At 38.3% G+C, this 26,257-nt stretch carries 18 protein-coding genes; 3 read left to right on the top strand and 15 right to left on the bottom strand.

The window, feature by feature from the left end; genetic code table 11:
* Positions 1-16: 16 nt before the first annotated feature.
* From glmM to nifJ, 4 genes are all read right to left on the bottom strand, one after another.
* Positions 17-1,372, bottom strand: a complete 1,356-nt coding sequence (glmM, locus tag IGJ66_RS05130) for a phosphoglucosamine mutase (protein ID WP_071868495.1) — start codon at positions 1,370-1,372, stop codon at positions 17-19.
* A 69-nt stretch (positions 1,373-1,441) separates the two neighbouring features.
* A complete protein-coding gene (locus IGJ66_RS05125) occupies positions 1,442-2,581 on the bottom strand; it encodes a CdaR family protein (protein ID WP_430616915.1) in 1,140 nt (379 codons plus the stop codon).
* The gene (gene cdaA / locus IGJ66_RS05120; RefSeq protein ID WP_067484300.1) at positions 2,578-3,465 is read right to left on the bottom strand and encodes a diadenylate cyclase CdaA; all 888 of its coding nucleotides are present in this window, start codon (positions 3,463-3,465) and stop codon (positions 2,578-2,580) included. The genes IGJ66_RS05125 and cdaA overlap by 4 nt, the downstream gene beginning before the upstream one ends.
* Positions 3,466-3,654: 189 nt before the next feature.
* Positions 3,655-7,338: a pyruvate:ferredoxin (flavodoxin) oxidoreductase gene (gene nifJ, locus IGJ66_RS05115; RefSeq protein ID WP_430616914.1), complete on the bottom strand. Its 3,684-nt coding sequence runs from the start codon at positions 7,336-7,338 to the stop codon at positions 3,655-3,657.
* 204 nt (positions 7,339-7,542) lie between these two features.
* Here nifJ and IGJ66_RS05110 point away from each other — a divergent pair, with 204 nt between their 5' ends.
* On the top strand, positions 7,543-8,058 hold the full coding sequence (locus tag IGJ66_RS05110) for a DsbA family protein (protein ID WP_075491016.1): 516 nt from the start codon (positions 7,543-7,545) through the stop codon (positions 8,056-8,058).
* 87 nt (positions 8,059-8,145) lie between these two features.
* Here IGJ66_RS05110 and whiA read toward each other — a convergent pair whose 3' ends face one another.
* The 7 genes from whiA to uvrB form a co-directional block, all read right to left on the bottom strand.
* Positions 8,146-9,081 (bottom strand): DNA-binding protein WhiA, encoded by a 936-nt coding sequence (whiA, locus tag IGJ66_RS05105; RefSeq protein WP_067484292.1) that lies wholly within the window; start codon positions 9,079-9,081, stop codon positions 8,146-8,148.
* 32 nt (positions 9,082-9,113) lie between these two features.
* The gene (locus IGJ66_RS05100; RefSeq protein ID WP_172843723.1) at positions 9,114-10,112 is read right to left on the bottom strand and encodes a gluconeogenesis factor YvcK family protein; all 999 of its coding nucleotides are present in this window, start codon (positions 10,110-10,112) and stop codon (positions 9,114-9,116) included.
* On the bottom strand, positions 10,109-10,993 hold the full coding sequence (rapZ, locus tag IGJ66_RS05095) for an RNase adapter RapZ (RefSeq protein ID WP_430616913.1): 885 nt from the start codon (positions 10,991-10,993) through the stop codon (positions 10,109-10,111). The genes IGJ66_RS05100 and rapZ overlap by 4 nt, the downstream gene beginning before the upstream one ends.
* Before the next feature lie 193 nt (positions 10,994-11,186).
* Entirely contained in the window at positions 11,187-11,909 is a 723-nt protein-coding gene (locus IGJ66_RS05090) for an amino acid racemase (protein ID WP_067484284.1), read from the bottom strand.
* Positions 11,910-11,911: 2 nt separating this feature from the next.
* Positions 11,912-13,177, bottom strand: a complete 1,266-nt coding sequence (locus IGJ66_RS05085) for a D-aspartate ligase (protein WP_172843722.1) — start codon at positions 13,175-13,177, stop codon at positions 11,912-11,914.
* A gap of 264 nt (positions 13,178-13,441) precedes the next feature.
* The gene (gene uvrA, locus IGJ66_RS05080; protein ID WP_067484278.1) at positions 13,442-16,267 is read right to left on the bottom strand and encodes an excinuclease ABC subunit UvrA; all 2,826 of its coding nucleotides are present in this window, start codon (positions 16,265-16,267) and stop codon (positions 13,442-13,444) included.
* A gap of 16 nt (positions 16,268-16,283) precedes the next feature.
* Positions 16,284-18,278, bottom strand: coding sequence for an excinuclease ABC subunit UvrB (gene uvrB, locus IGJ66_RS05075; RefSeq protein WP_067484275.1), 1,995 nt, complete (start codon positions 18,276-18,278; stop codon positions 16,284-16,286).
* Between the two features lie 258 nt (positions 18,279-18,536).
* Between uvrB and IGJ66_RS05070 the strand changes: the two genes are divergently transcribed.
* Both IGJ66_RS05070 and IGJ66_RS05065 read left to right on the top strand, forming a co-directional pair.
* Entirely contained in the window at positions 18,537-20,030 is a 1,494-nt protein-coding gene (locus tag IGJ66_RS05070; protein ID WP_086271026.1) for an amino acid ABC transporter substrate-binding protein/permease, read from the top strand.
* A 1-nt stretch (position 20,031) separates the two neighbouring features.
* Positions 20,032-20,769, top strand: a complete 738-nt coding sequence (locus tag IGJ66_RS05065) for an amino acid ABC transporter ATP-binding protein (protein ID WP_071868498.1) — start codon at positions 20,032-20,034, stop codon at positions 20,767-20,769.
* Between the two features lie 264 nt (positions 20,770-21,033).
* Here the strand turns inward: IGJ66_RS05065 and dnaJ are convergent, their stop codons facing one another.
* The 4 genes from dnaJ to hrcA all read right to left on the bottom strand — a co-directional run bounded on the left by dnaJ (position 21,034) and on the right by hrcA (position 26,047).
* The gene (gene dnaJ / locus IGJ66_RS05060; protein ID WP_067484269.1) at positions 21,034-22,206 is read right to left on the bottom strand and encodes a molecular chaperone DnaJ; all 1,173 of its coding nucleotides are present in this window, start codon (positions 22,204-22,206) and stop codon (positions 21,034-21,036) included.
* Between the two features lie 261 nt (positions 22,207-22,467).
* Positions 22,468-24,297: a molecular chaperone DnaK gene (gene dnaK / locus IGJ66_RS05055; RefSeq protein WP_067484266.1), complete on the bottom strand. Its 1,830-nt coding sequence runs from the start codon at positions 24,295-24,297 to the stop codon at positions 22,468-22,470.
* Between the two features lie 46 nt (positions 24,298-24,343).
* A complete protein-coding gene (gene grpE / locus IGJ66_RS05050; RefSeq protein ID WP_067484263.1) occupies positions 24,344-24,907 on the bottom strand; it encodes a nucleotide exchange factor GrpE in 564 nt (187 codons plus the stop codon).
* Between the two features lie 96 nt (positions 24,908-25,003).
* Positions 25,004-26,047, bottom strand: coding sequence for a heat-inducible transcriptional repressor HrcA (gene hrcA, locus IGJ66_RS05045; protein WP_067484260.1), 1,044 nt, complete (start codon positions 26,045-26,047; stop codon positions 25,004-25,006).
* Positions 26,048-26,257: the final 210 nt, after the last annotated feature.

Genomic DNA, 26,257 nt, shown 5'->3' with positions numbered 1-26,257 from the left:
TTAGCTCTTTATTTAATTAGTCAATACCAATTTCCGCTTTTACGACTGCAGCAATTTTATCAACATAATAATTTACTTTTTCATCCGTTGGTGCTTCTGCCATGACACGTAACAATGGTTCTGTTCCTGAAGGGCGAACTAAGATACGACCTTCCCCATTCATTTCAGCTTCTGCTTCATCAATAACTGCTTTGATTGCAGGAACATCCATTGCTCCATTTTTATCGCTGACACGAATATTCACTAATTTTTGTGGATAAATCGTTACTTCACCAGCAAGTTCTGATAATTTTTTGCCTGTTTGTTTCATGATATTCAACAATTGAATACCAGATAACATTCCATCACCAGTTGTATTGAAATCTAGGAAAATCATGTGACCCGATTGTTCCCCACCAAAGTTATAATCATTTTTACGCATTTCTTCCACTACGTAACGATCGCCAACTTGAGTAATCACATCTTTCAAACCGATTCCTTCAACCGCTTTGTGGAAACCTAAGTTACTCATAACCGTTGTTACGATTGTATCTTTTTTCAAGCGATTTTTTTCTGCTAAGTATTTTGCACAGATAAACATGATTTTATCACCATCAACAATATTTCCTAGTTCATCAACCGCAATGATTCGGTCACCATCGCCATCAAAAGCTAAACCAACATCTGCTCCTTTTTCAACAACCATCTCAGCTAATTTTTCTGGATGTGTTGAGCCAACGCCGTCGTTGATATTCAAGCCATCTGGTTTTGTTCCCATTGTGTAGAAATCGGTTTCCAAGTCTGCAAACAAACGATTGACAGAAGTTGCTGTTGCACCATTTGCTGCATCAACACAAACTGTTAGCCCAGACAAATCACCATTGATTGTTTGAACTAAAAATTGTGAATACTTCAATAATCCTTCTGGAAATTCTTCGACAGTTCCTAATCCCTCAGCAGAAGGTCTTGGTAGCTCATCAGTTGGTGCATCAAGCAATGCTTCGATTTCTAATTCTTGGTCATCCACCAATTTGAATCCATCTGCTCCAAAGAATTTGATTCCATTATCTTGTGCAGGATTGTGCGATGCAGAAATCATTACTCCAGCACTCGCTTTTTGTAAACGAGTCAAGTAAGCTACACCTGGTGTTGAGATAACGCCTAATTGAAAGACTTCGATCCCTACTGATAACAACCCTGCAACTAATGCAGATTCAAGCATTTGGCCAGAAATACGAGTATCACGACCAACTAAAACTCGAGGACGTTTCCCTTCAACTTCATGTTGACTTAAAACATAGCCTCCATAACGCCCTAATTTAAATGCTAATTCTGGTGTTAACTCTTTATTTGCTTCTCCACGGACACCGTCCGTTCCAAAATATTTACCCATAACGATTAACTTGCTCCTTTAACTTCATTTTCTAAGAAATTTTCCCATTCAATTGTTCGGTTTCATCCATTAGTTTTGAGTTGAATCAACTGTCTCGTTTATCGATTCTTCAGTACTCGTAGCTTGTGTATCTGAACTTGAAGACGAATTTGAAGTTGATGGTGTTGTCGTTCTCGTTGTATCCGTTCCAGATTGTGTTGTTGACGTACGATCTGCACTGCTTTCTGAACGTGAAGATGAACTTCTGTTGGTCGTCTCTTCTAACACCGGTGTGATTTCGACACTCACTTTTTTCGGTGAAACACTTAGCCCATCACTGACCGGAATCTCATACTCTCTCGTCAAACGATGTGTAATCCCTGACACGTCGATTGGAACGATGATACTATCTCCCAGTTGTTCCAATAACTCACTGGTTCCCGTTACTTCTGCTTCCAGTTTTGAAAAATTAAAGTCATAGCTTTTCACACCATCTGCACGAACACCTTGCTGTGTTCCATAAAGACGAACCGTTTTTGTCGGTTTGATTGCATCTGCTTGTACTCTTACATGCACTGGATCAGCAATGATGCTCAACGCTTCTCCCGCGCTATTTAAAGCTTGCACAGCTACATTACTATTGATACCATCATCTGTCACGTCCGACGCATTGACTTCAGCAACCACTTGGTTGATTTCTGCTAATGTTTTATCACCTGTCGTAATCGACACTTTTTTTGGTGTTTCTGAAACAGTGTCTAATTGATAACCAGAAGGTGTCGTTTCAGATGGCAAGATTGTTGTTACTTCAAAATCTTTTTCCACCCGTTTTTCGATTGTCACCGTGATTGTGCTTGGTTCAACTTTCGCATTCACTGCACTACTAAGATTTCTGACTCTTAGTGAAACTTCATGGGTTCCTTCGCTCAACTTAGTTAAATCTGCACTTAAACGGAACGTTCGCGTATCAACATTTGATTCCGCATTTAACTGAACACGATTAGCGCTAGTAAGTTTCACTTTTGCCGTACTTACAAATCCATGAATATAATATTTTTCAGAATCATAAGATAACTGAATTGGCACATCACTCACAGTTTGTGTATACGATTCAGAACCAGATAAGACACTTTGAGTTGATTGATTGTTTGCATTGAAATACAAAACGATACTAAACAATAAAGCAATAAACCCATAGAAAATACTGGTCCTTTTTTCTTTTGAGATCATTTACGACCCCCTCCCTTAGTCATGCCATCTAGGAAGGATTGAAGAACATTTTTTCTGTTCTTTGTTTTTTCATCTGCAATCAATTCACGACGCAAGATTGCTAAATATTCTTCTTGAGATAGACCAGTAATCAATTCGTTATCTAAAGTGATACTGACATCTCCTGTTTCTTCAGAGACAACGATCGTAATCGCATCACTGACTTCACTGATACCGACAGCTGCGCGGTGACGAGTCCCAAACTCTTTCGGGATCAACATACTTTCAGATAAAGGCAAATATGCGCTGGCCACTGCAATTTTACCGTCTTTTACAATAACGGCCCCATCATGAAGTGGCGTATTTGGAATGAAGATATTAATCAGTAATTCCCCCGTAATATCTGCATCTAACGCAATTCCAGTTTCAATATACTCATCTAATCCTGTATGACGTTCGATCGTGACCAATGCACCAATTTTTCGCTTGGACATATATTGGATCGCTTTATCGAATGACAAAATCATTTTTTCATCTTCTTGCTGTTCACTCTTCGTTTGCTTAAATAGTGAACTTCTTCCAAGATGCTCCAACCCGCGACGAATTTCAGGTTGGAAAATGACAACTGCTGCGATAACACCATAGGTAATGACTTGATTCATCAACCAGGATAGCGTATGAAGTCCAATTATTTCTGCTAAAATTCGAATCACGATAAAAATCGCAACCCCTTTTAGTAATTGAATGGCCTTCGTTCCTCTTAGCAGCTGGATCAGTTTGTACACCAAGTACCAGACAACCAGAATATCAAGTATGTTCACAAAAAAGTTTAGCGATAAAAAATCACCGGAAAGCATTTGCTGCCAATAATTCAAATTAAAAAGTTCCCCGATTTGAAATGACATAAAAAGCCTCTCTTCTCTTTTGAGATTTCTTTCCCATTATATCATATGTTTATTCTTTAAAGAGTTTTCTGCTTCGTTTTTCCAGATAAAATCACAATTTTTTCAAGAAAGTTACAATTTCTTTTTTCGTCAAAAAAAGACTTACTAAATTTTCACCTTCAAGGCGTCATTAGCAAGTCTTTCTTTTCATTATTCTTGTTCTTTACGACGTTTTGCACGTTCTTCACGCCGTTTTGCTCGTCGTTCTTGTGCTTCAAGATCAACAGGTCTTTCTTTTTTAACACGCTTCTCTTTTTGCTCTTTCTCAGGCGTATTCGAAGCGGGTTCAGGTTCTAACTTCGCTTTGATTTTTTCGAGTTCACCAGACATCAGTGCATAACTATAAAAGCGATTTTTTGCATCATGAACAGTTTTTTCAAATAGGTCTTTAGCCATTAACGGATTTGTATTTTCTAATGAAGAAAAACGAACTTGTTTACGCATAAATTCTGCCATCGTTGAAAAATCTGGCTTTTTATAGTCCAATGTCATTGGATTTTTTCCCTTTTCGAGTAAAGTCGGATTATAGCGATACAGTGACCAATAACCTGAAGATACAGCTTCTTTTGCTTCCTTGATTGATTCTTTCATCCCACCAAATAAGCCATGAGTGATACATGGTGTATATGCAATAATCAGAGATGGACCAGGGAATTTTTCGGCTTCTTCAAATGCTTTGATTGTTTGCATTTGGTTTGCACCCGACGCGATTTGCGCAACGTAAACATGATTATAAGTCATCGCCATTTTGCCTAAATCTTTTTTCGCTGCATATTTCCCACTGGCAGCAAATTTAGCAATCGCTGAAGCTGGTGTTGCTTTCGATGTTTGTCCACCAGTGTTGGAATAAACTTCATTGTCCAAAACCAAAATGTTGACATCTGCGCCACTGGCAATCACATGATCGATACCACCAAAACCAATATCGTATGCCCAACCATCGCCACCAATCATCCATTGGCTATTTTTTACAAATAAATCTTTTTCGCGATAAATCATTGCTAACTCTGGAACAGCTTCAAGTTCTGCTTCTATCGCGGCTTGAAGTTTTGCTGCCCGTTGTTGTGTGCCTTCACTATCAAACAAATGATTCAACCAATCTTCCATCAATAAACGTAATTCTGAAGAAACTTTTGGTAGCACTCCACTCATCGACTTCGCTAAAGCTTCACGTCTTGTTTGTGCAGCCAGTAACATCCCATAGCCAAACTCGGCATTATCTTCTAATAATGAATTTGACCAAGCTGGGCCTTGTCCACATTCATTTGTCGTATATGGTGAAGCAGGTGATGCTCCTCCCCAAATGGAAGAACAACCAGTTGCGTTAGCAATCATCATTCGATCCCCAAACATTTGAGTCAATAATTTCACATAAGGTGTTTCACCGCAACCAGAACAAGCACCTGAGAATTCTAATAATGGTTGATTGAACTGAGTTGATAACACAGTGTTTTTTCCTTTAACCGGGTTTTCTTTTTGACGTAATGTCATGGCAAACGCCCAATTCACTGCTTGTTCTTTTTGTTCTTCGTAAGGTTTCATTACTAACGCTTTTCCTTTTGCAGGACAAGCTTCCACACATAGTCCACAGCCTGTACAATCTTCCACAGAAACTTGGATTCGGTATTTCTGGCCATCAGCGCCTCGCATTTCACGAACGATGAACCCTTCTGGTGCTTCTTCCATCTCCTCTTCATCTGCCAAAAATGGGCGAATTGCTGCGTGCGGGCAAACAAAGGCACATTCATTACACATCGTGCAACGGTCACTGATCCATTCAGGCACCTCAAGCGCGACACCACGTTTTTCAACAGCACCTGTCCCAACAGGCATTTCGCCTGCTGTCATTCCATTTCTTACTAATGTTCCCACCGACAATTCATTGCCTTCTTGTGCGTTCACAGGTACGAGAATTTCTTCTACATAACTTGACTGTTTACGAGCGGCTTTTTGCGGTACTTCAAGCGTTTTCCAACTTTCTGGAACATCCACTTTGTGAAGAAGCTCGACTGTTCGATCAATGGCTTGTGTATTTTTTTCAACGATCGTCATTGATTTATGCCCATAACTTTTCAGCGCTTCTTCTTTTAAAATTGGCAAGACTTCTTCAAACTCAATAATATTAGCTAATTTAAAAAAGGCCGTTTCCATTGCTGTATTGATTCGCCGACCAAGTCCTACTTCTTGTGCAAGTTTCATTGCATTGATTGTATAAAACTGGATGTCATTTTGTGCTAAATATTTTTTTAATTTCGTTGGTAAATGTGTTTCAAGTTGCTCATCGCTCCAGATTGTATTCAATAGGAATGTTCCGCCAGGTTTCAATCCTTTAACCAAATCATAACTATGCAAGTAAGCTGGCGTATGGCATGCAATGAAATCAGCATGTTCAACTAGATAAGTCGAACGGATCGGCGTTTCACCAAAACGAAGATGCGAGACGGTCAAGCCACCTGATTTTTTTGAATCATAATGAAAATACCCCTGTGCATACTTATTCGTATGATCGCCAATGATTTTTATCGCAGATTTATTCGCACCAACTGTTCCATCTGAGCCAAATCCCCAGAATTTTGCTTGATAAGTTGTTGGGTTCGTTAAATCAAGTGTCTCACGTTTTTCAAGTGAAGTATACGTAACATCATCAACAATTCCGATTGTAAAGCGCGTTTTCATTTGCGATTTTTCTTTTTTTAATTCATCAAAGACGGTCACGATTTGATCAGGCGTAACATCTTTTGAACCCAAACCATATCGTCCACCAATAATTGTTGGACGTATTTCTGCGTCATACATTACGCTTTGAACGTCTAATAGTAATGGTTCTCCACCAGCTCCTGGTTCTTTGCTTCGATCAAGAACCGCAATTGATTTAACCGTACTTGGTAATTTTTCTAGCAAGTTTTTAACTGGGAATGGTCGATATAAATGAATATTCAAAAAGCCAACCTTACGACCATTTTTATTTAAATATTCGACTGTCTGTTCAATCGTCTGTGCAACAGATCCCATGGAAATAATGATTTCTTCTGCATCTTCTGCACCATGATACGTAACCAAATCATAATTAGTATTTCTCAACTGATTAATTTCTTGCATATATTTTTGAACGATTTCTGGAAGTTTATCATAATATTGGTTAATCGTTTCTCTTTGTTGAAAATGGATATCAGGATTTTGATTCGTTCCACTAACGGTTGGATGATTCGGGTTCATTGCCCTTTGACGGAATTTTGCTAATTTTTCTTGATTAATCAATGGCGCTAATTCATCATATTCCAACACTTCGATTTTTTGAATTTCATGACTCGTTCGAAAGCCATCAAAAAAATTCATAAAAGGAATTTCTGCTTCAATCGAGGCTAAGTGTGCGACTGGAGCTAAGTCCATTACTTCTTGGACACTACTTTCTGATAGCATCGCAAATCCCGTTTGTCTAGCGGCCATAACATCCCCATGATCGCCAAAAATATTTAAAGCATTAGTTGTCACTGCTCGACTTGCCACATGAAAAACGCTTGGCAATAATTCACCTGCTATTTTGTACATGTTTGGAATCATCAATAACAATCCTTGTGATGCTGTATAAGTAGTCGTCAAAGCACCTGTTTTTAAGGAGCCATGAACCACGCCAGCAGCGCCGGCTTCTGATTGCATTTCGACAACTTTAACTGGTTGACCAAATATATTTTTCTTTCCTGCTGCCGACCATTGATCGACTAATTCTGCCATTGTTGAACTTGGTGTAATTGGATAGATAGCAGCTAACTCGGTAAACGCATAGGAAATATATGCTGCGGCTGTGTTCCCATCCATGGTTTTCATTTTTCGCATTTATCATCATCCTTGTTCAGTTTCTCTCGAGTAATCTGCTTCATTATACCGTAAACTTGAGGGGAATAAAAATAAATTTCGAGCATTTATTCACATACTTTCATAAAACACTCTTTTAATAAGAAATATTTTGTGAAATCCTCCGAAAACAAAACGCTATCTTTTTTTATTTTGAATCGGTAAAATGTATTTGGAGGTGTTTCTATGGATATTTCAGTCATTGATGCAACAAAAACAAACGAAACAACAGGAATTTACTACGGAGATACCGCAGCGCCACAAACAACGATTGAGTTTCTCAATCTTGCTTGTCCTTATTGTAAAAAATGGTTTGAAGAATCTTTTTTGACACTTGACTCATTTGTACAAGAAGGAAAAGTCAATCGTCTAATTAAACTCTTTGATAAAGAAAAAGAAAGTTTACAACGCGGTAATGTCATGCATCATCACATTACTGCTAACGACGGCAAAAAAGCTTTAGCAGAAATCAAACAGATTTTTGAGATGCAAGACCAATGGAAAGAACTTTCTTTAGAAGAAGTTGCGCAATACGCAACGCAAGAATTAGGATTGACTTATCAACCAGATATGGAAATGGCAAAAGCAATCATTGACGAAGCAAATGCTGCGCATATTCAATTCGTCCCAACGATTATACTCGATCAAACTATTTTTGACGAAAGCATCACGTTAGACGAATTAACTTCTTTAATCAACTAATAAAAAAGGTGAACCAAAACGAATTCCGTCTTGGTTCACCTTTTTTATTAACAGTGATTCGCTCAATCAATGCGCTAATTGAGTCAATCACACAGCTTCTTCTCTTAGCTTCTCAGCAAAATCATTGATCTTTCGTATTCGATGATTGATGCCCGATTTTGAGATTGCTCCTGATGGAATCATCTCACCTAATTCTTTCAAACTGACTTCTGGATGTTGCAACCTTAATTCAGCAATTTCTTGCAGTTTTTCTGGTAGAGCATGTAAACCAACTCTTGCTTCAATGAATTCAATATTTTCAATCTGTTTAGATGCCGCATCAATCGTCTTATTTAAATTCGCCGTTTCACAATTAACCAAACGATTAACCGAGTTTCTCATGTCACGAACGATACGAACATCTTCAAAACGCAACATCGAATTTGTCGCACCAATCAACGTTAAAAAGTCAGCAATTTTTTCTGCTCCTTTTAAGTAGGAAATATAACCATTACGCCTTTCAAGTGTTCGTGCATGCAGGCCATAGTAATTCAACATGTCACAAATGTCTTGATTATGTTGTTCATAAATGGAAAAAATTTCCAAATGATAACGACTCGTCTCTGGATTGTTCACAGATCCAGATGCCATGAATGCACCACGTAAGTAAGAACGCATTTTCTGTGCATTTCCCATGATTTCATCAGACACATGACCATTAAACATCAAGCCATCCATAATATCTAAGTCCATCAATACGTTTTTCGTTCCTTGCTTCAAGCGAACGATATAAACATTATTCTTTTTTAATTTCATTTTTTTTCGAACAAGTAACTCACTTCGAACATTATAATGATCTTTTAAAAGAGAATAGATACGTCGGGCAATCGCAGCATTTTCTGTTTGAACATTTAAAATGAACTGCTGATTGACAATGCCTAAAGAGCCGTTCATTCGCAACAAAGCAGCAAGTTCTGCTTTTGCATGTTCACGATGAACTTCCAAACCAGTCAACTCTTTTTTTACATCAGATGCAAATGACATTCTATTCTCCTCCTTTCTTTCACAATCCTAATTTAATATTTCGATCCAAAAACTAACCGAAAAAGTTCTTCAACGACTTTTTCGCCGTCATGGAACACGCCACCATTTTTCAACTCCAAGAAATCAGTTGAAATAACGCGACAACCTTCATTTCTAAGCCCGTTGAAATCATGCTGAACCTGAACAAGGTATTCATCATAGATTTCAGGATCCATGTAATCTTCTGGTACCTTTTCTGTATTCACCAACACCGTATCAATAAATTTCTCCTGTAAGTGTTCGTGCAACACACGTATGTGATCCGCATCAGTGAAATGTTCCGTTTCACCTTTTTGCGTCATGATATTACAGATGTAAACAACTTCTGCTTTTGTTTTAACGATTGCTTCGCCGATTTCAGGAATAACTAAGTTGGGCAAGATACTCGTAAACAAACTTCCCGGACCAAGTACAACCATATCTGCTTCCGCAATAGCGTTCACAACTTTACGCGCTGCTTTTGCTACTTGATCGTCCGTCGTATTTCGCACAAAGACATGGTCAATCGTTTTACGATCTAACGCAATTTTTGATTCACCAACAGCTGTTGTTCCATCTTTAAATACAGCATGGAGCGTTAAAGGTGTTTCAGACGATGGATAAATATGCCCATCTACGTGCATCATTCTCGACAATAACTGAATCGCATCGTACGTACTACCTCTCATTTCTGAAACAGCCGCAATAATCAAGTTACCAATACTATGATTAGCTAAGAATTGATCCTCTTTCTTAAAACGATATTGAAAAATATCTTCATAAAACTGAGGCATATCAGAAAGTGCCACCAATACGTTTCGCAAATCACCAGGTGGTGCCATTGAAATTGATTCCCGAATTGCACCACTACTTCCTCCATCATCCGCCACTGTTACAATGGCCGTTAAGTCTGCGCCTTGATTTCGTAAACTTTTCAAGATAACTGGGAGACCCGTTCCACCCCCGACTACCACAATTTTTGGTTTTCTAATTCGATAGGTCTTCATATTCAAGAGCGATTCACCGTCTCTTTCCGCTTATCTTTGTCACGGTGCGTAACATTCACTTTATAATTTTCACTCAACGCTTTTGATAAACGTTCTGTTAAAGCAACTGAACGGTGTTGTCCGCCGGTACAACCAATTGCAACAGTCAAGCTGCTCTTTCCTTCTTTGACATATCCCGGCAAAACAGTCTCCAATAAATGAAGAAATTGACTATAAAAATCCTCTGTTTCAGTAAACGACATCACATAATCATAAACGGGTTGATCCATTCCAGTTAACGGGCGTAACTCTGGAATGTAATGAGGATTTGGCAAAAAACGCACATCCATCACAATATCTGAATCAATCGGTAACCCGTATTTGAATCCAAAAGAAACAAATTCAATTCGGAAGCCTTGATCTTCTTGCGTTTTGAATGTAGCAATGATTTTTTCTCTTAATTGGCGTGGCGTCATCGTTGTCGTATCGATAACAACGGATGCTTGCACCCTTAATTCATTTAAAATCGCACGTTCTTTACGGATTCCTTCAGTTACTAGGCCATCCATTGCCATCGGATGGGTACGACGAGTTTCTTTGTAGCGGGCTACTAATTCTTCATCTGAAGCATCTAAGAACAGAATCGAAGTATCAATGAAATCCGTATTGACAATTTCAATCAACATTTTTTGAATTTCTTCAAAGAATGAACGAGAACGTAAATCGACACCTAATGCCATTTTTGTTACCTTTCCAGATTCTTTGATTAGTTCCCAAAATTTAGGAATCAATCTTGGAGGCATGTTATCAATACAAAAGTATCCCATGTCCTCAAAACTTTGTATCGCCACAGTTTTTCCTGCGCCGCTCATTCCTGTAATAATTACGAGTTGTAAATTTTCAGCCATCTTCTCGAACCCCTCTCTAATTGTCATTTAAATTATATCATTCCGGGCGTATCATCGCTAGCTATATCTTTCCTATTTATGGAATTTTCATGGAAAAATAACCTGTTGTTACAAAAAACTTGGACCAAATACCACAAATGATGATACTTGCTCCAAGTTTTTCTATCGTTAACGATTCAATTAATTGTCGCTACTATTTAGCATTAGAAGATTGTTCCCGAAATTTTTCTGCTAGCTCAATTGTTCGATCAGCCAAAATTGATTGTGCATCAATCACTGGGTACGTATTATCAGAAGCAAATTCTTGCATCAATGATAATTCGGTACAACCCAAAATGATTTTTTCACAGTTTAGTTGTCCGACCGCTTCCTCTAAAATTTCATAGTACAAAGCTTCATTTAAATAGTCTGATTCTTTGATATCATGATAAATCAAATGATTGATTTTCGCTTGTAGTTTGTCATCAGGAGTCACTACGTCAAAGCCTAATTGTCTCACTTCACGCTCATAAATTCCTGCCTTCATGCTACCTTCTGTCCCTAAGATAGCTACTGAACCAGTCGTTTGTTGACGAACTAACTCGTTGGCTGCTTCTCTTGGCATATGCAAGATTGGGATATTTGTTGCTGCTTGTAGCTCATCAAAAAAATAATGTGCTGTATTACAAGTCAATACGATAAAGTTTGGCTGTAGTAGGTTTTGCTTTTCAATATCATCCAGCAAATAAGGAATTGGATTTTCCTTCTCACGATCTAAAATATAAGCAGTTCGATCCGGTACCGTTGCATGATTGAACAATACATAGTTTAGATATTCTTGGTCCCTAGTTGCATTCGTGCGGTGATTGATCAAGCGGACAAAACTCTCCGTTGCCATTGTTCCCATACCGCCCAAAATACTGAAAAAATTCTCCATGACTAGCCTTCTTTCACATGAAAATATTTTTTGAATCGAGGAATATAGTTATGGAACATATATTTCATTAGTACCCATCGTTTCAATGAACGATCGCCATCATAAAATACAGTTGTACCAAAACGTTTTTCCTGAATCATTTTTTCTGCAATTTTTTTATCTTCGTTCTCTCTAGCATATGTTAAAAAGATTTTTTTAGGTACGCCCAGCCATAGTTTTGCGTCTGCGGAATCTTTCGTACCATAAATAGTTTCTGTAAATGGTTCATGGAATACTCTGTCTTCTGTAACGAAGCGCGCTAAATTTAGCCCATTCAACGTAACAAAGAAGCTACTACGTCCTTGGCGTAAGTTAATTTCAAATAATTTGTATTCTCCATCGCGTGGATCATATTTCATATCAAAATTCGCAAAACCAGTATACTCGATTGTTTCCAAAAATTTCTTGATTGTCTGGTAAATTTTTTCATTGTAATCAGGCATGATTACGACATAATTACCGATTGATGCAGGTGTTGGATCTTCCAAAAGTGGATGTCCCAAACACATCATCCGAACCTGATGATTTTCATCAACATAGGCATTTAACACGCGCATATTGCTGTCATCTCCAGGAATGAAATCTTGAACAATCATTTCACTTGTATATCCGGCTTCGTAAATTCGTCCTAAAATCAAGTCAAATTCTTCACGATTATCGATAATAAATGCTTTTTTTCGTCCTTCAAATTGAATAGAAAGATACTCTACACTATTTGCTGGTTTTAACGCTACTGGAAACTCAAATGGCAAGTCTTGTTCCAAGCGGCCATTCACTAACATTGGTTCTCTAACAATCAATGTTTTGGGATAAGGAAGTTGATATTCTTCGCAAACTTCATAAAAGCTTACTTTATTAATTAATCGTTCGAATAATGAATAATCAATATACGGACAAATAAAGTATGCTGAAAGTTCTTCTTTATGTTGAGAAATCAACTCTGCATATCCATCTCCACAAGCAATCAACAAATATTTTTTACTTTGATCTGAATATTTTTCTTTTGCCAAGCGTAGCATCGTTTCAATAAAAACTGGATCCTTATCAAAACCTGGAATTACTTCGACACTCACGATGTTGCTGTAACGAGTTGGCGCAAGTTGGTTTGAAGCATATGCTTGACACACTTTACCATAAGCTTCATTAAATGAACGTGCCATACCATAGACGTTCATATCACTTCCTAATAATATAGGAACAAATTCTTCATTTACATTACTATTCATCACAATCTCTCACTTACTCATTAATCTACTGATTCTTTATTTAACTACACAAGGAATATCATACCATAAAGAAAAAAGCAATCAAAGGAAACTCCTCCGATTGCTCAATTCTTTTTTGAACGGATTGAACTTATAGGAAGTTTTTATCTATACCAATTCAGTGTAGAAAGAACTACCTTGTAATGTATTTTAGAAGATGCTATCTAAAAAAACAAGTGTTTTATCATCTTTTAAAGTTTTTTTAACCATATCACCATTTTTTAATTTTTAGACCTTTTCATTCATCACTTTTTCTAGGTATCGCCCAGTATAACTCTCTTTTACTTGGACAATATCTTCTGGTGTTCCAGTGGCTAAAATCGTTCCGCCACCATCACCACCTTCTGGTCCCAAATCAATGATGTAATCTGCCGTTTTGATGACATCTAAGTTATGCTCAATCACTAATACTGTATTTCCTGCATCCACTAGACGTTGCAAAACATCTAGTAAGCGTGCAATATCATCTGCATGTAGTCCAGTCGTTGGCTCATCAAGAATATAAAAATTCTTTCCGTTAGATATTTTATGCAGCTCACTGGCTAACTTCATCCGTTGTGCTTCCCCACCGGATAATGTTGTTGCCGGTTGCCCCATTGTAATATAACCCAAACCAACATCCACGATTGTCTTTAATTTACGATGAATCTTAGGAATATGTTGGAAGAATTCTACAGCATCTTCAACAGTCATTTCTAAAATATCAGCAATGTTTTTCCCTTTATAACGTACTTCCAATGTTTCAGAATTGTATCGTTTTCCATGACAAACTTCACAAGGAACATAGACATCCGGTAAGAAGTGCATCTCGATTTTGATGATTCCGTCGCCCCGACAAGCTTCACATCGGCCACCTTTTACGTTAAAACTAAAGCGCCCTTTTTTATAGCCACGCATTTTGGCTTCGTTTGTTTGTGCAAAAAGATCACGAACATCGTCAAAGACACTTGTATAGGTTGCTGGATTACTTCTTGGTGTCCGACCAATCGGGCTTTGATCGATATCAATGATTTTTTCAATCGTTTCATAGCCAGAAATCGTTTTGAATTTACCCGGTTTAGCTGAATTTCGATTTAATTTTTGTGCAAGAGCTTTTTTCAAAATACCATTAACTAAAGTACTTTTTCCAGAGCCAGAGACACCAGTAACTGCCACAAATTCTGCTAAAGGAAACTCCACGGTCACATTTTTCAAATTATTTTCTGCTGCTCCAGTAATTTTAATTGCTTCACCATTTCCTTGACGACGCGTTGTTGGCACAGCAATTTTCTTTTTCCCTGAAAGATATTGTCCTGTTAACGAATGAGGATCCTTCGCAACTTCCGCAGGTGTACCAGCTGCAACGATTTGTCCGCCTTGCTCACCCGCGCCTGGTCCTACATCAATCAGATAATCAGCTGCTCGCATGGTATCTTCATCATGTTCCACAACAATCAAGGTATTTCCTAAATCTCTCATTTTCTTCAATGAACCAATCAAACGATCATTATCACGTTGATGCAATCCAATCGATGGCTCATCCAAAATATACAGAACACCGGAAAGATTTGAGCCAATTTGGGTAGCTAAGCGAATACGTTGCGCTTCCCCACCAGATAGTGTTCCAGAAGCCCGACTCAAAGTTAAATATTCCAAGCCAACATTTTCTAAGAATGATAGTCGATCATTAACTTCTTTTAAAATTGGTTTAGCAATCATCGTTTCTTGTTCTGATAAAGTTAAATCAGAGAAGAAGTCAACTGCCTTTTTGATTGACAATTCATTTGTTTCGCCAATATTTGTTCCATTAATTTTGACAGACAATGCTTGCGGATTTAAACGTAATCCTTTACATGTTTGACAAGTTAATTCAGTCATATATTGACGCATTTGTTCTCTCGTAAAATCACTACTTGTTTCTTGGTAACGACGCGCGATATTCTTTAGTACGCCTTCAAAAGAAGCTTCAACATCACGCACACCACCAAAATCATTTTCGTAATGGAAATGGAATAATTCATCCGTCCCATTCAAAACAATTTCTTGATGCTCTGTTGGCAACTCATCAAACGGTGTGTTCATATCAATTCCATAGCTTTCACACGCTTGCGCCAACATTTGAGGATAGTATTGAGAACTAATTGGATTCCATGGAACAATTGCTCCTTCAGCCAAGGTCTTCGCACGATCAGGAATAACTAAATCTTGGTCGACTTCTAATTTCAAACCAAGTCCATCACAATCTGGACAAGCTCCAAATGGCGCATTGAATGAAAATAGTCGTGGTTCTAGTTCACCAACTGTAAAGCCACAATAAGGGCAAGAGTAATGTTCACTGAATAACATTTCTTCTTCACCAATCACATCAACCAAGGCATATCCATCTGCCAAACGTAATGCTGCTTCAAAAGAATCGAACAAACGTGAACGAATGCCCTCTTTTACCACAATTCGGTCAATAACAATCGCAATGTCATGTTTTTTATTCTTTTCTAGTTCAGGAGCCTCAGTAATATCAAAGGTATCGCCATCCACTCGTACACGAACGTAACCTTCTTTTTGGATTCGCTCAAATACTTTTTTATGTTGCCCTTTTTTCTTTGCAACAATTGGTGCTAAAATTTGGATTTTTGTCCGTTCTGGCAATTCCAATACTTGATCAACCATTTGTTCAACCGATTGACTGGTAATCTCAATGTGGTCGTTAGGACAGATTGGGTGTCCCACACGAGCAAAAAGCAAACGCAGATAATCATTGATTTCCGTTACTGTTCCTACCGTCGAACGAGGATTTTTACTTGTCGTTTTTTGGTCAATCGAAATCGCCGGACTTAAGCCATCGATACTATCAACATCTGGTTTATCCATTTGTCCCAAAAACTGACGAGCATAGGCTGAGAGACTTTCGACATAACGTCGTTGTCCCTCTGCATAAAGTGTATCGAAAGCTAATGAGCTTTTCCCAGAACCAGATAACCCTGTAATTACTACAAATTTATCTCTTGGAATTGTTACATCTACATTTTTTAAGTTGTGCGCTCTGGCGCCATGAATAATAATTTTATCGTTAGCCATCTCGTCCTCCTGCTCTTTACTCTGCTGCTTTCAATTCTAAAATCGTATCACGTAAATTAGCGGCAGTTTCAAAATCTAAAGCTTTCGCAGCATCTTTCATTTCTTTTTCTAATTTCATCAGTAAATCAGCTTTTTCTTTTCGACTCATTTCATTGTAAGAAACTTGAACGGTTCCTTTTGATTCATCTTTTGCCTCTTTCGTAATAGAAATCAAATCACGAATTTCTTTGATAATCGTTTTCGGTACGATCCCATGTTCTTCATTATAAGCTTCTTGAATCGAACGTCTCCGTGCCGTTTCATCCATTGCTGAACGCATGGAGTCCGTTATTTTATCAGCATACATAATTACTTTACCTTCTGAATTTCGCGCTGCACGTCCAATTGTTTGGACAAGTGAACGCTCACTTCTCAAGAAGCCCTCTTTATCAGCATCTAAAATGGCTACCAACGAAACTTCAGGGACATCTAATCCTTCACGCAATAAATTAATCCCAACTAAAACATCAAATTCACCTAAACGTAAGTCACGAATGATTTCTGTTCTCTCAAGTGTTTTGATATCACTGTGTAGATATTTAACTTTGATACCAAGCTCTTTAAAGTAATCCGTCAAGTCCTCAGACATTTTTTTCGTTAAGGTCGTCACAAAAACACGTTCGTTTTTCTCCACGCGTTCATTGATTTCACCAACCAAATCATCAATTTGTCCCATGATAGGGCGAACTTCAATCACTGGATCTAATAAACCGGTTGGACGAATAATTTGCTGGATCACTGTATCTGTTTGCTCATGTTCATAAGGTCCCGGTGTAGCTGAAACATAGATAATTTGATGGACATGTTGCTCAAATTCTTCTAATCTCAACGGCCGATTGTCAAGTGCTGAAGGCAAACGGAAACCATAATCAACCAACATTTGCTTTCTTGCTCGGTCACCGTTATACATCCCGCGAATTTGAGGCATCGTTACATGGGATTCATCGATGACAATCAAGAAATCTTCTGGAAAGAAATCAAGTAACGTATAAGGTGGCTCTCCTTCTTTTCGGCCATCCATATGACGCGAATAGTTTTCGATTCCTGAAGTGTAGCCCATCTCCAACATCATCTCAATATCATAATTTGTTCGTTGCTCCAATCGTTGTGCTTCTAATAACTGATTATCTTCTCGTAACACTTTTAAGCGCAACTCTAGTTCAGTTTTGATATTCGCAACGGCTTGTTCCATATGCTCATCATTTGTTACAAAGTGAGTAGCCGGAAAAATAGCGACATGTTCTGTTTCTCCAAGCACTTCGCCAGTTAATGCATCTACTTCACGAATCCGTTCGACTTCATCACCAAAAAATTCGACTCTCAAAGCACGTTCATCACGTGAAGCTGGAAAAATTTCCACCACGTCACCGCGCACTCGGAACCGACCACGCTGAAAGTCAATATCATTTCGTTCAAAATTAATCCCAACTAAATTACGAATCAATTGATTACGGTCAAGTTCTGCTCCTTGTCGAACCGAAACAACTTGCTTTTGATACTCAAAAGGTGAACCTAATCCGAAAATACAAGAAACAGATGCGATCACAATCGTATCGTTTCGCTCTAAAAGGGAACTCGTAGCCGAATGACGTAACTTATCAATTTCGTCATTGACACTTGAGTCCTTTTCAATATAAGTATCACTAGATGGAACATACGCTTCTGGCTGATAGTAATCATAATAGGAAACAAAATATTCAACCGCGTTTTTTGGAAAGAATTCTTTAAACTCTCCATATAATTGTCCAGCTAAAGTTTTATTATGTGCAATAATCAATGTTGGTTTATTTACTTCCTGGATCACATTGGAAATCGTATAGGTCTTCCCCGTACCGGTTGCACCTAATAAGATTTGCGCTTTTTTCCCACCAACAACACCATCAACTAATTGGCGTATCGCTTCAGGTTGATCCCCCGCTGGTTGGTACTTCGAGACAAGCTCAAATCGTTGAGAGGTATCTCTTTCAATCATTTTTCGTCCCCCTTTTCATTCATTCCTTTTCATTTTATGACTTGCAAAAAGAAAAGGAAAGCAAAGGCATTCCTTACTAAAAAATTATAACACACCGAACATACTTTCGCCACTTCTTTCCCTCGACTACAGATGTTATGTTTTATAACATTGATTGTTAGGTTTTGTCGCTTTTTTCATTTTTTTAAGCTTCAGAACTTGTCTGATTCATTACTTTTCCCCTATAATAAACAGATATTGAGAATTTAGGAGGTAATTATGAAAAGAAAGCATTTATTCTACTCGTTCATTTTCATAATGGTAGGATTTGTCACACTTGCAACTAGCAATCCTGCCCAAGCAGAAACAAAAAATACGGAATCAAGCACCGCCGAGACGATGCAAATGATTCAACCCAAAAAAGACAAATACGTCGTTGCTAGCGACTCTGCCTTTGCACCATTCGAGTTTCAAAATACAGATGGCAAGTATGAAGGAATCGATGTTGAATTAATGAAACAGATTTCTGAGCTTCAAGGATTTAATATCCAAATGGACTACCGCGGTTTTTCTGCTGCTTTGCAAGCGTTAGAATCTGGTCAAGCTGATGGCATGATTGCTGGAATGACCGTCACAGATGAGCGTAAACAAAGTTACGACTTTTCTGACACTTATTTCGATAGCGGAATCCAGTTAGGTGTAAAACAAGGTGATACATCCATTAAAGCCTACAAAGATTTAAAAGGAAAAACAGTTGGTGCCAAAGTCGGAACCGAAAGTGCGGAATTTCTAAGTAATCACGAAGAAGAATATGGCTATAAAATCAAATACTTTGATGCTGCTGACCAACTATACGATGGGTTAAAAGTTGGTGCGATTGACGCAATAATGGATGACTATCCTGTCCTTGGTTATGCCATCAAACGAGGCCAAAAAATTGATACACCGATTGCAAAAGAATCTGGTGGTAAGTATGCCTTTGCAGTAAAAAAGGGTGAAAATCAAGAACTTTTAGCAATGTTCAATGAAGGTCTTAAAGAGTTAAAACGTACAGGAGCTTATGACAAAATCATCGACAAGTATGTAGCTACTTCAAATGAGTCAGCCGATTCAACCAAAGATGAATCAACAATCATTGGCTTGATCAAAAACAATTATAAACCACTATTACGCGGTTTCTGGATGACGATCGTACTTGCTTTGGTATCATTTGCTTTGGCATTAGTTGTTGGTGTCATTTTCGGCTTATTCAGCGCTTCACCAATTCGTGCGCTACGCACAATCGCAACCATTTACGTTGATGTGATTCGCGGAATTCCAATGATGGTACTTGCCTTCTTCATTTTCTTTGGCTTGCCTGGTATCGTTGGATTTACAATCCCTGATTTCATTGCCGGCGTTATTACATTGACATTAAACGCGAGTGCTTATATTGCAGAAATCGTTCGTGGCGGAATCAATGCTGTTCCTGTCGGACAAATGGAAGCTTCAAGAAGTTTAGGTTTATCTTATAATCGAACGATGCAAAAAATCATCTTGCCACAAGCAATTCGAATCATGCTCCCTTCATTCGTTAACCAGTTTGTTATCTCATTGAAGGATACAACAATCATCTCTGCAATTGGTGTTGTCGAATTACTTCAAGCTGGTAAAATTATCGTTGCCCGTACAACCCAAAGTACGTACGTTTACCTAATCATTGCAATCATGTATTTAGTTTTGATTACCGCTTTAACAAAATTAGCGAAAGTTTTAGAAAAGAAGGTGAAGTAAGATGTCAGAAAAAATCTTAGTTGAACATCTTGTAAAAAAATATGGTGACAATACTGTATTGAACGATATCAACGTCTCAATCAACGAAGGTGATGTCGTTTGTATCATTGGCCCTTCTGGTTCAGGAAAAAGTACTTTTCTGCGTTGTTTAAATCGTTTAGAAGAGCCAACTGACGGAGATATTATCATCGACGGCGCTCACTTAATGGATAAAAACACAAATATCAATCTCGTTCGTCAACATATCGGAATGGTGTTCCAACATTTCAATTTGTTCCCTCACCTTTCTGTTTTAGAAAATATTATTCTTGCGCCAATGGATTTGAAAAAGGAGTCTCGCGAAGAAGCAGAAAAGAAAGCAATCAAGCTATTAGATACAGTTGGCTTGGCTGACAAAAAAGATATGTCACCAGAAATGCTCTCCGGCGGACAAAAACAACGCGTTGCGATCGCCCGTGCATTAGCAATGAACCCAGACATCATGCTTTTTGACGAACCAACCTCTGCACTTGATCCAGAAATGGTCGGCGACGTTCTAAACGTCATGAAAAAACTTGCGAAGCAAGGAATGACCATGGTCATCGTTACTCACGAAATGGGATTTGCCAAAGAAGTTGCCAATCGTGTCATGTTCATTGACGGTGGAAACTTCCTTGAAGATGGAACGCCAGAACAAATTTTTGAAAATCCACAAAATGAACGTACAAAAGACTTTTTAGATAAAGTTTTAGATATTTAACAAAAGAACCTGAAACAGTTTCAAACCATGAAAAAGCATCGTCAAAATCTTGAATAAGATTTTGACGATGCTTTTTTGATTTGTATTTTAGAAGAGCCAATCGTCACTAAGCTCTTCTTTTATCCCTTTTACTATTCATTACTGAAGGAATGACGCGTTCATCGCAGTTCTTTTTTACTCAGCTTATTTCCAAAAGAGTTTACTACATTGAACGTATAAGTAATAAAACGGTGAAGCGACACATTTGTCAGCTTCACCGTTTTATTATTTACGCTTTTTTCCGCCAAAAGCGTCCTTCATTTTATCGAAAAAACCATCTTCTTGTTGTTCTTCGACTTTCATTCCACCTGCTTCAGCAAATGAGCGTAACGCTTCTTTTTGTTGTTCATTTAAGTTCTTCGGCGTAATCAGTTTCACTTTCACATGTTGGTCACCTGTTGCACCACCACGTAGTTTAGGCGCACCTTTTCCGCGAAGACGGAAGTTTGTTCCTGTTTGTGTTCCTGCTGGGATCTTTAACTTAACATCACCGTGAACAGTTGGAACTTGAACTTCATCTCCTAAAGCTGCTTGCACAAAACTCAATGGTAACTCGTAATAGATCTCTGAACCATCACGATCAAAAATATTACTTTCTTCAACACGGAAGACTACATATAAATCACCAAATGGCCCGCCGTTTTCACCTGCTTCACCTTGACCAGCTAAACGCATTTGTTGTCCTTCTTCGACACCGGCTGGTACATTCACTTTCACAGAGTGAGCTTTCTTTTCATGACCAGAGCCATGACAAGTTGGACATGGTTCTTTGATTTCTTTTCCGGTTCCATGACAAACATCACATGTTTGACGACTCATCACGCGACCTAATGGTGTTTGACGTTCAACATTGATTGTTCCTGAACCATGACATTTTTGACATGTAATTGGTTCCGTCCCAGGTTTTGCACCATTCCCATGACAAGTATGACAAACTTCTTCGCGGTTGTATTTGATTTCTTTTTCAATACCAAAAATTGCTTCCTCAAAACTCAAATCAACTGTGTATTGTAAATCAGCTCCTTGGCGAGGTGCCGTTGGATCAACTGAACGACCTCCGCCTCCGCCAAAGAAAGAATCAAAGATATCTTCAAAACCACCGAAGCCGCCTCCGCCTCCGGAGAATCCTCCAAAGCCACCGAAGCCGCCTCCGCCTCCAGCGCCATAGTTTGGATCTGTACCAGCGTGACCATATTGATCATACGCAGCCCGCTTTTGCGGATCACTTAAAATTTCATAAGCCTCAGACACTTCTTTAAATTTTTCTTCTGCATCTGCTTCTTTGTTAATATCAGGATGATATTTCTTAGAAAGTTTACGATAAGCTTTCTTTATTTCATCTTCTGAAGCCCCTTTTGAAATTCCTAGGACTTCATAATAATCACGTTTCGTTGCCATAGGCTTTCCTCCTATTGGTTCTAATACATCAAATTCACATCGCTTGTAATCATATCACATTTTAGTTGAAACCAAAACTGCTACTTGCATTCTTTCAAAAGAAAAAGACTGTGGCAAAAAGTCGAATCGACTTTCCCCATAGCCTTCTCTTTTTTACGAATAGGTAGACGTTTCAGAAAAGATGGCTTCAACTGAATTTACAGCTATCATCAAAGTCCAACTTTTCTGTTCTAGTCTACTCCTAGCACACTAGGGAACTAATTATTTGTCGTCGCCGTCGACTTCTTCAAAGTCAGCATCAACGACATCGTCTGCTCCGCCTTGTGCTGCTTCAGGATTTTCTTGCGCTTGTTGTTGTGCAGCTTGTTCATATAATTTAACTGTTAAGTTTTGAACGATTTCGTTCAAAGCATCACGTTTTGTTTTCATTTCTTCAATGTTATTTGCTTCAACTGCCGCTTTTAATTCATCGCGAGCTGTTTCTGCTTTTTGAACTTCTTCTGCGTCTACTTTACCTTCTAATTCTTTCAATGTTTTATCAACTGAGAATAATAAGGCATCTACATCATTGCGAAGATCAACTTCTTCTTTACGAGCTTTGTCAGCTTCTGCATTAGCTTCTGCATCTTTTACCATACGTTCGATTTCATCGTCTGATAAACCTGATGAAGATTTGATTGTGATTTTTTGTTCTTTTGAAGTGCCTAGATCTTTCGCTGATACATTGACGATCCCGTTTTTATCAATATCAAAAGTAACTTCGATTTGAGGGATACCACGTGGTGCTGCAGGAATATCAGTTAATTGGAATCTTCCTAGTGTTTTGTTATCAGCAGCCATTGGACGTTCACCTTGTAAAACATGAATATCTACAGCAGGTTGGTTATCAGCAGCTGTTGAGAATACTTGTGATTTACTTGTTGGGATTGTTGTATTACGATCAATCAACTTAGTGAAGACCCCACCCATTGTTTCGATACCTAATGATAATGGTGTTACGTCAAGTAAAACAACATCTTTTACATCACCAGTGATGACCCCACCTTGGATTGCTGCACCCATTGCAACGACTTCATCAGGGTTCACTGATTTATTTGGTTCTTTACCAGTTTCTTTTCTTACAGCTTCAACAACTGCAGGAATACGAGTTGAACCACCAACTAAGATTACTTCATCAATTTCAGATTGTGATAAACCAGCATCTTTTAATGCTTGGCGTACTGGAATTTTTGTACGTTCAACTAAGTCAGCTGTTAACTCATCAAATTTTGCACGAGTCAATGTCATTTCTAAATGCAAAGGTCCTGCTTCGCCAGCTGTGATAAATGGTAAGCTGATTTGAGTGCTTGAAACACCTGACAAATCTTTTTTCGCTTTTTCAGCAGCATCTTTCAAACGTTGTAAAGCCATTTTGTCTTGACCAAGGTCTACGCCGTTTTCTTTTTTGAATTCAGCAACCATGTAATCAATGATTTTGTTATCAAAGTCATCCCCACCTAAATGGTTGTCACCAGCTGTTGATAATACATCAAAGACACCATCACCTAATTCAAGGATTGATACGTCAAATGTACCACCACCAAGGTCAAATACTAAGATTTTTTCATCACGGTCTGTTTTGTCTAAGCCATAAGCTAAAGCTGCTGCTGTTGGTTCGTTGACAATACGTTCCACTTCCAAACCAGCAATTTTACCAGCATCTTTTGTTGCTTGACGTTGTGCATCGTTAAAGTATGCAGGAACAGTGATAACTGCTTTCTCAACTTTTTCACCTAAGTAATCTTCAGCAAAACCTTTGATATATTGAAGAATCATTGCAGAAATTTCTTGTGGTGTGTAAGATTTTCCTTCAACTTCTACTTTATACCCAGGTTCACCAATGTGACGTTTGATTGATGAAATTGTGTTTGGGTTGGTTACAGCTTGACGTTTTGCCACTTCACCAACTTGGATTTCACCATTTTTAAATGAAACAACAGATGGTGTTGTACGGTTTCCTTCTGGATTTGCGATAATTTTTGCTTCGTTTCCTTCTAATACAGCAACTGCAGAGTTTGTTGTACCTAAGTCAATACCAATAATTTTAGTCATATTAACGTCTCCTCATTAAATAAAATTTAGTTTATAGTTGCACGAATTACTGCGCGACAATGACCATTGTTGGTCTTAATACGCGATCGTGTAATTTATATCCTTCTTGCAAAACTTCCACAATCGTATCTGCCGGCACCTCATCAGATGCGGGAACAGTTTGGACTGCTTGGTGAAGCATTGGGTCAAATGTTTCGCCTTTTGCAGGGATTTTTTCAATTCCCTCTTCTTTCAAAGCAAAACGAACACCTTCTAATACCATTTCGACACCTTTTTTCAAGCTAGCACCTTGTTCATCTGAAACTTCTGTTGCTAGCGCTCGCTCTAGGTTATCAATTGAAGGTAATAATTTTTTAGCTAAATCTTGTGAACGATATTTTTGCAATTGTTCACGTTCATTTTTTCCGCGGTTTGCCATGTTGGCAATTTCAGCTCGGGCGCGTAGGAATTTATCTTCCATTTCTTCTAAGTCAGCTTTCAAGTTGACGATTTCAACATTTTCCACTTCAACTTCTGAAACACCTGAGTCTTCCGCAGCTTCTGTATCGACTTCCAAATCTTGCTGGATGTCTTTTAATTCTTTTTCTAATTCCTCTTGGTTTTCTTTCACGATACAGTCTTCCTTTCATTATTCAGTCAGCTGTCTTGATTGTTCATATTAAAAATCAGATTAGCTGCTATCAATTTTAGAAATGCGGACTTACAATCATGAGCCAGACAAATCAAGCAAACGATAGTAATCAGCCAGTCTATTCGCTAATTCTTTTCGATAGACATCGACCAACCCAAACATTCGTGAATACGGCATGCTTGTTGGTCCAAGTAAAGCAATTGTTCCTCGGCCATGTCCATCAATTTCATAACTTGCTTGAATCATGCTCATATTTTGTAGCAGATCATTCCCTAATTCAGAGCCAATCTTAATATGAATATTACTATCCATCGGAACAATCATTTGAGTAAGCTCGTCGGAATCCCTCATTAAAGAAAACATCGACTTAAACTGATTCAAATCTTGATGGGGTTCATAATCAAGCAGGTTCATTTGTCCACTCACATAAATCTTATCTTCAAATACTTGACCTAAAACAGCATCAAATAAGTAGGAGATACCTTCCGTTGATTGGAAATATTTATGTAAGATCATTGGGATCTCTGTTCGCAGTTTTTGATAAACCGTCATTAGCGGATCACCCACCAAGCGGTCGTTCACAAGCCGAACCATTTTTTCTAAATCTTGGCTCCCCAGGTTTGCTGGAAGAGTAAATACCTGGCTTTCAACATTGCCTTTATCCGTCACCACGATAGCAATAATTTGTCGATGGTTTAACGGTACGATTCGGAAACCAGTTAATCGGCGATCTTTCACTTCTGGTCCCAACGAGAATGTCGTATAGCTTGTCAGTTCAGATAAAATTTCAGCGGACTGACGAATGATTTCGTTAATCTCATGAAATTCTTTTCCTAAAGACTGCCTAATCACTTGCAAATCATCATTTGTTACACGAGTTGGTTTCAATAAATGATCCACATAGTAACGATATCCCGCCGCAGATGGAATCCGACCAGAGGAAGAATGAGTTTTTAACAGCAACCCGTCTTCTTCTAGCGCCTTCATATCGTTGCGAATCGTCGCTGAACTTGCTTCAATTCCCTCAGCCATTAGCGTTTTGGAACCAACGGGTACGCCACTACTCGTATAGTTTTGGATGATCAGACGCAAAATATCACTTTGACGCTGTGTTAACATCTTCCATCACCTCTCATTAGCACTCCTATCTTCTAAGTGCTAACCCACTTACTAATATAACAAGTCGTCTTCTTTCTGTCAAGAAAAACACATCACTTTTTAGCACTCTTCCACCCCGAGTGCTAACAATGAGTTTTATTCAAAAAAAAAGCGGGAAATCAATGTTTGTTTGACTTCTCGCTACGCAATTATTTGTGATTATCTTTTTAT

Source organism: Enterococcus sp. DIV0176 (assembly GCF_050528535.1).
GTDB lineage: Bacteria > Bacillota > Bacilli > Lactobacillales > Enterococcaceae > Enterococcus_B > Enterococcus_B thailandicus.
The sequence above is the reverse complement of the archived record's forward strand: the minus strand, read 5'-3'. Positions and strand labels throughout refer to the sequence as shown.

Coding starts and splice junctions, on each gene's coding strand:
- uvrB (WP_067484275.1), bottom strand. CDS start 18,278: ATGATTGAAAGAGATACCTCTCAACGATTTGAGCTTGTCTCGAAGTAC.
- IGJ66_RS05065 (WP_071868498.1), top strand. CDS start 20,032: ATGTCAGAAAAAATCTTAGTTGAACATCTTGTAAAAAAATATGGTGAC.
- nifJ (WP_430616914.1), bottom strand. CDS start 7,338: ATGCGAAAAATGAAAACCATGGATGGGAACACAGCCGCAGCATATATT.
- glmM (WP_071868495.1), bottom strand. CDS start 1,372: ATGGGTAAATATTTTGGAACGGACGGTGTCCGTGGAGAAGCAAATAAA.
- hrcA (WP_067484260.1), bottom strand. CDS start 26,047: ATGTTAACACAGCGTCAAAGTGATATTTTGCGTCTGATCATCCAAAAC.
- dnaJ (WP_067484269.1), bottom strand. CDS start 22,206: ATGGCAACGAAACGTGATTATTATGAAGTCCTAGGAATTTCAAAAGGG.
- IGJ66_RS05090 (WP_067484284.1), bottom strand. CDS start 11,909: ATGGAGAATTTTTTCAGTATTTTGGGCGGTATGGGAACAATGGCAACG.
- IGJ66_RS05110 (WP_075491016.1), top strand. CDS start 7,543: ATGGATATTTCAGTCATTGATGCAACAAAAACAAACGAAACAACAGGA.
- whiA (WP_067484292.1), bottom strand. CDS start 9,081: ATGTCATTTGCATCTGATGTAAAAAAAGAGTTGACTGGTTTGGAAGTT.
- cdaA (WP_067484300.1), bottom strand. CDS start 3,465: ATGTCATTTCAAATCGGGGAACTTTTTAATTTGAATTATTGGCAGCAA.
- rapZ (WP_430616913.1), bottom strand. CDS start 10,993: ATGGCTGAAAATTTACAACTCGTAATTATTACAGGAATGAGCGGCGCA.
- dnaK (WP_067484266.1), bottom strand. CDS start 24,297: ATGACTAAAATTATTGGTATTGACTTAGGTACAACAAACTCTGCAGTT.
- IGJ66_RS05125 (WP_430616915.1), bottom strand. CDS start 2,581: ATGATCTCAAAAGAAAAAAGGACCAGTATTTTCTATGGGTTTATTGCT.
- uvrA (WP_067484278.1), bottom strand. CDS start 16,267: ATGGCTAACGATAAAATTATTATTCATGGCGCCAGAGCGCACAACTTA.
- IGJ66_RS05070 (WP_086271026.1), top strand. CDS start 18,537: ATGAAAAGAAAGCATTTATTCTACTCGTTCATTTTCATAATGGTAGGA.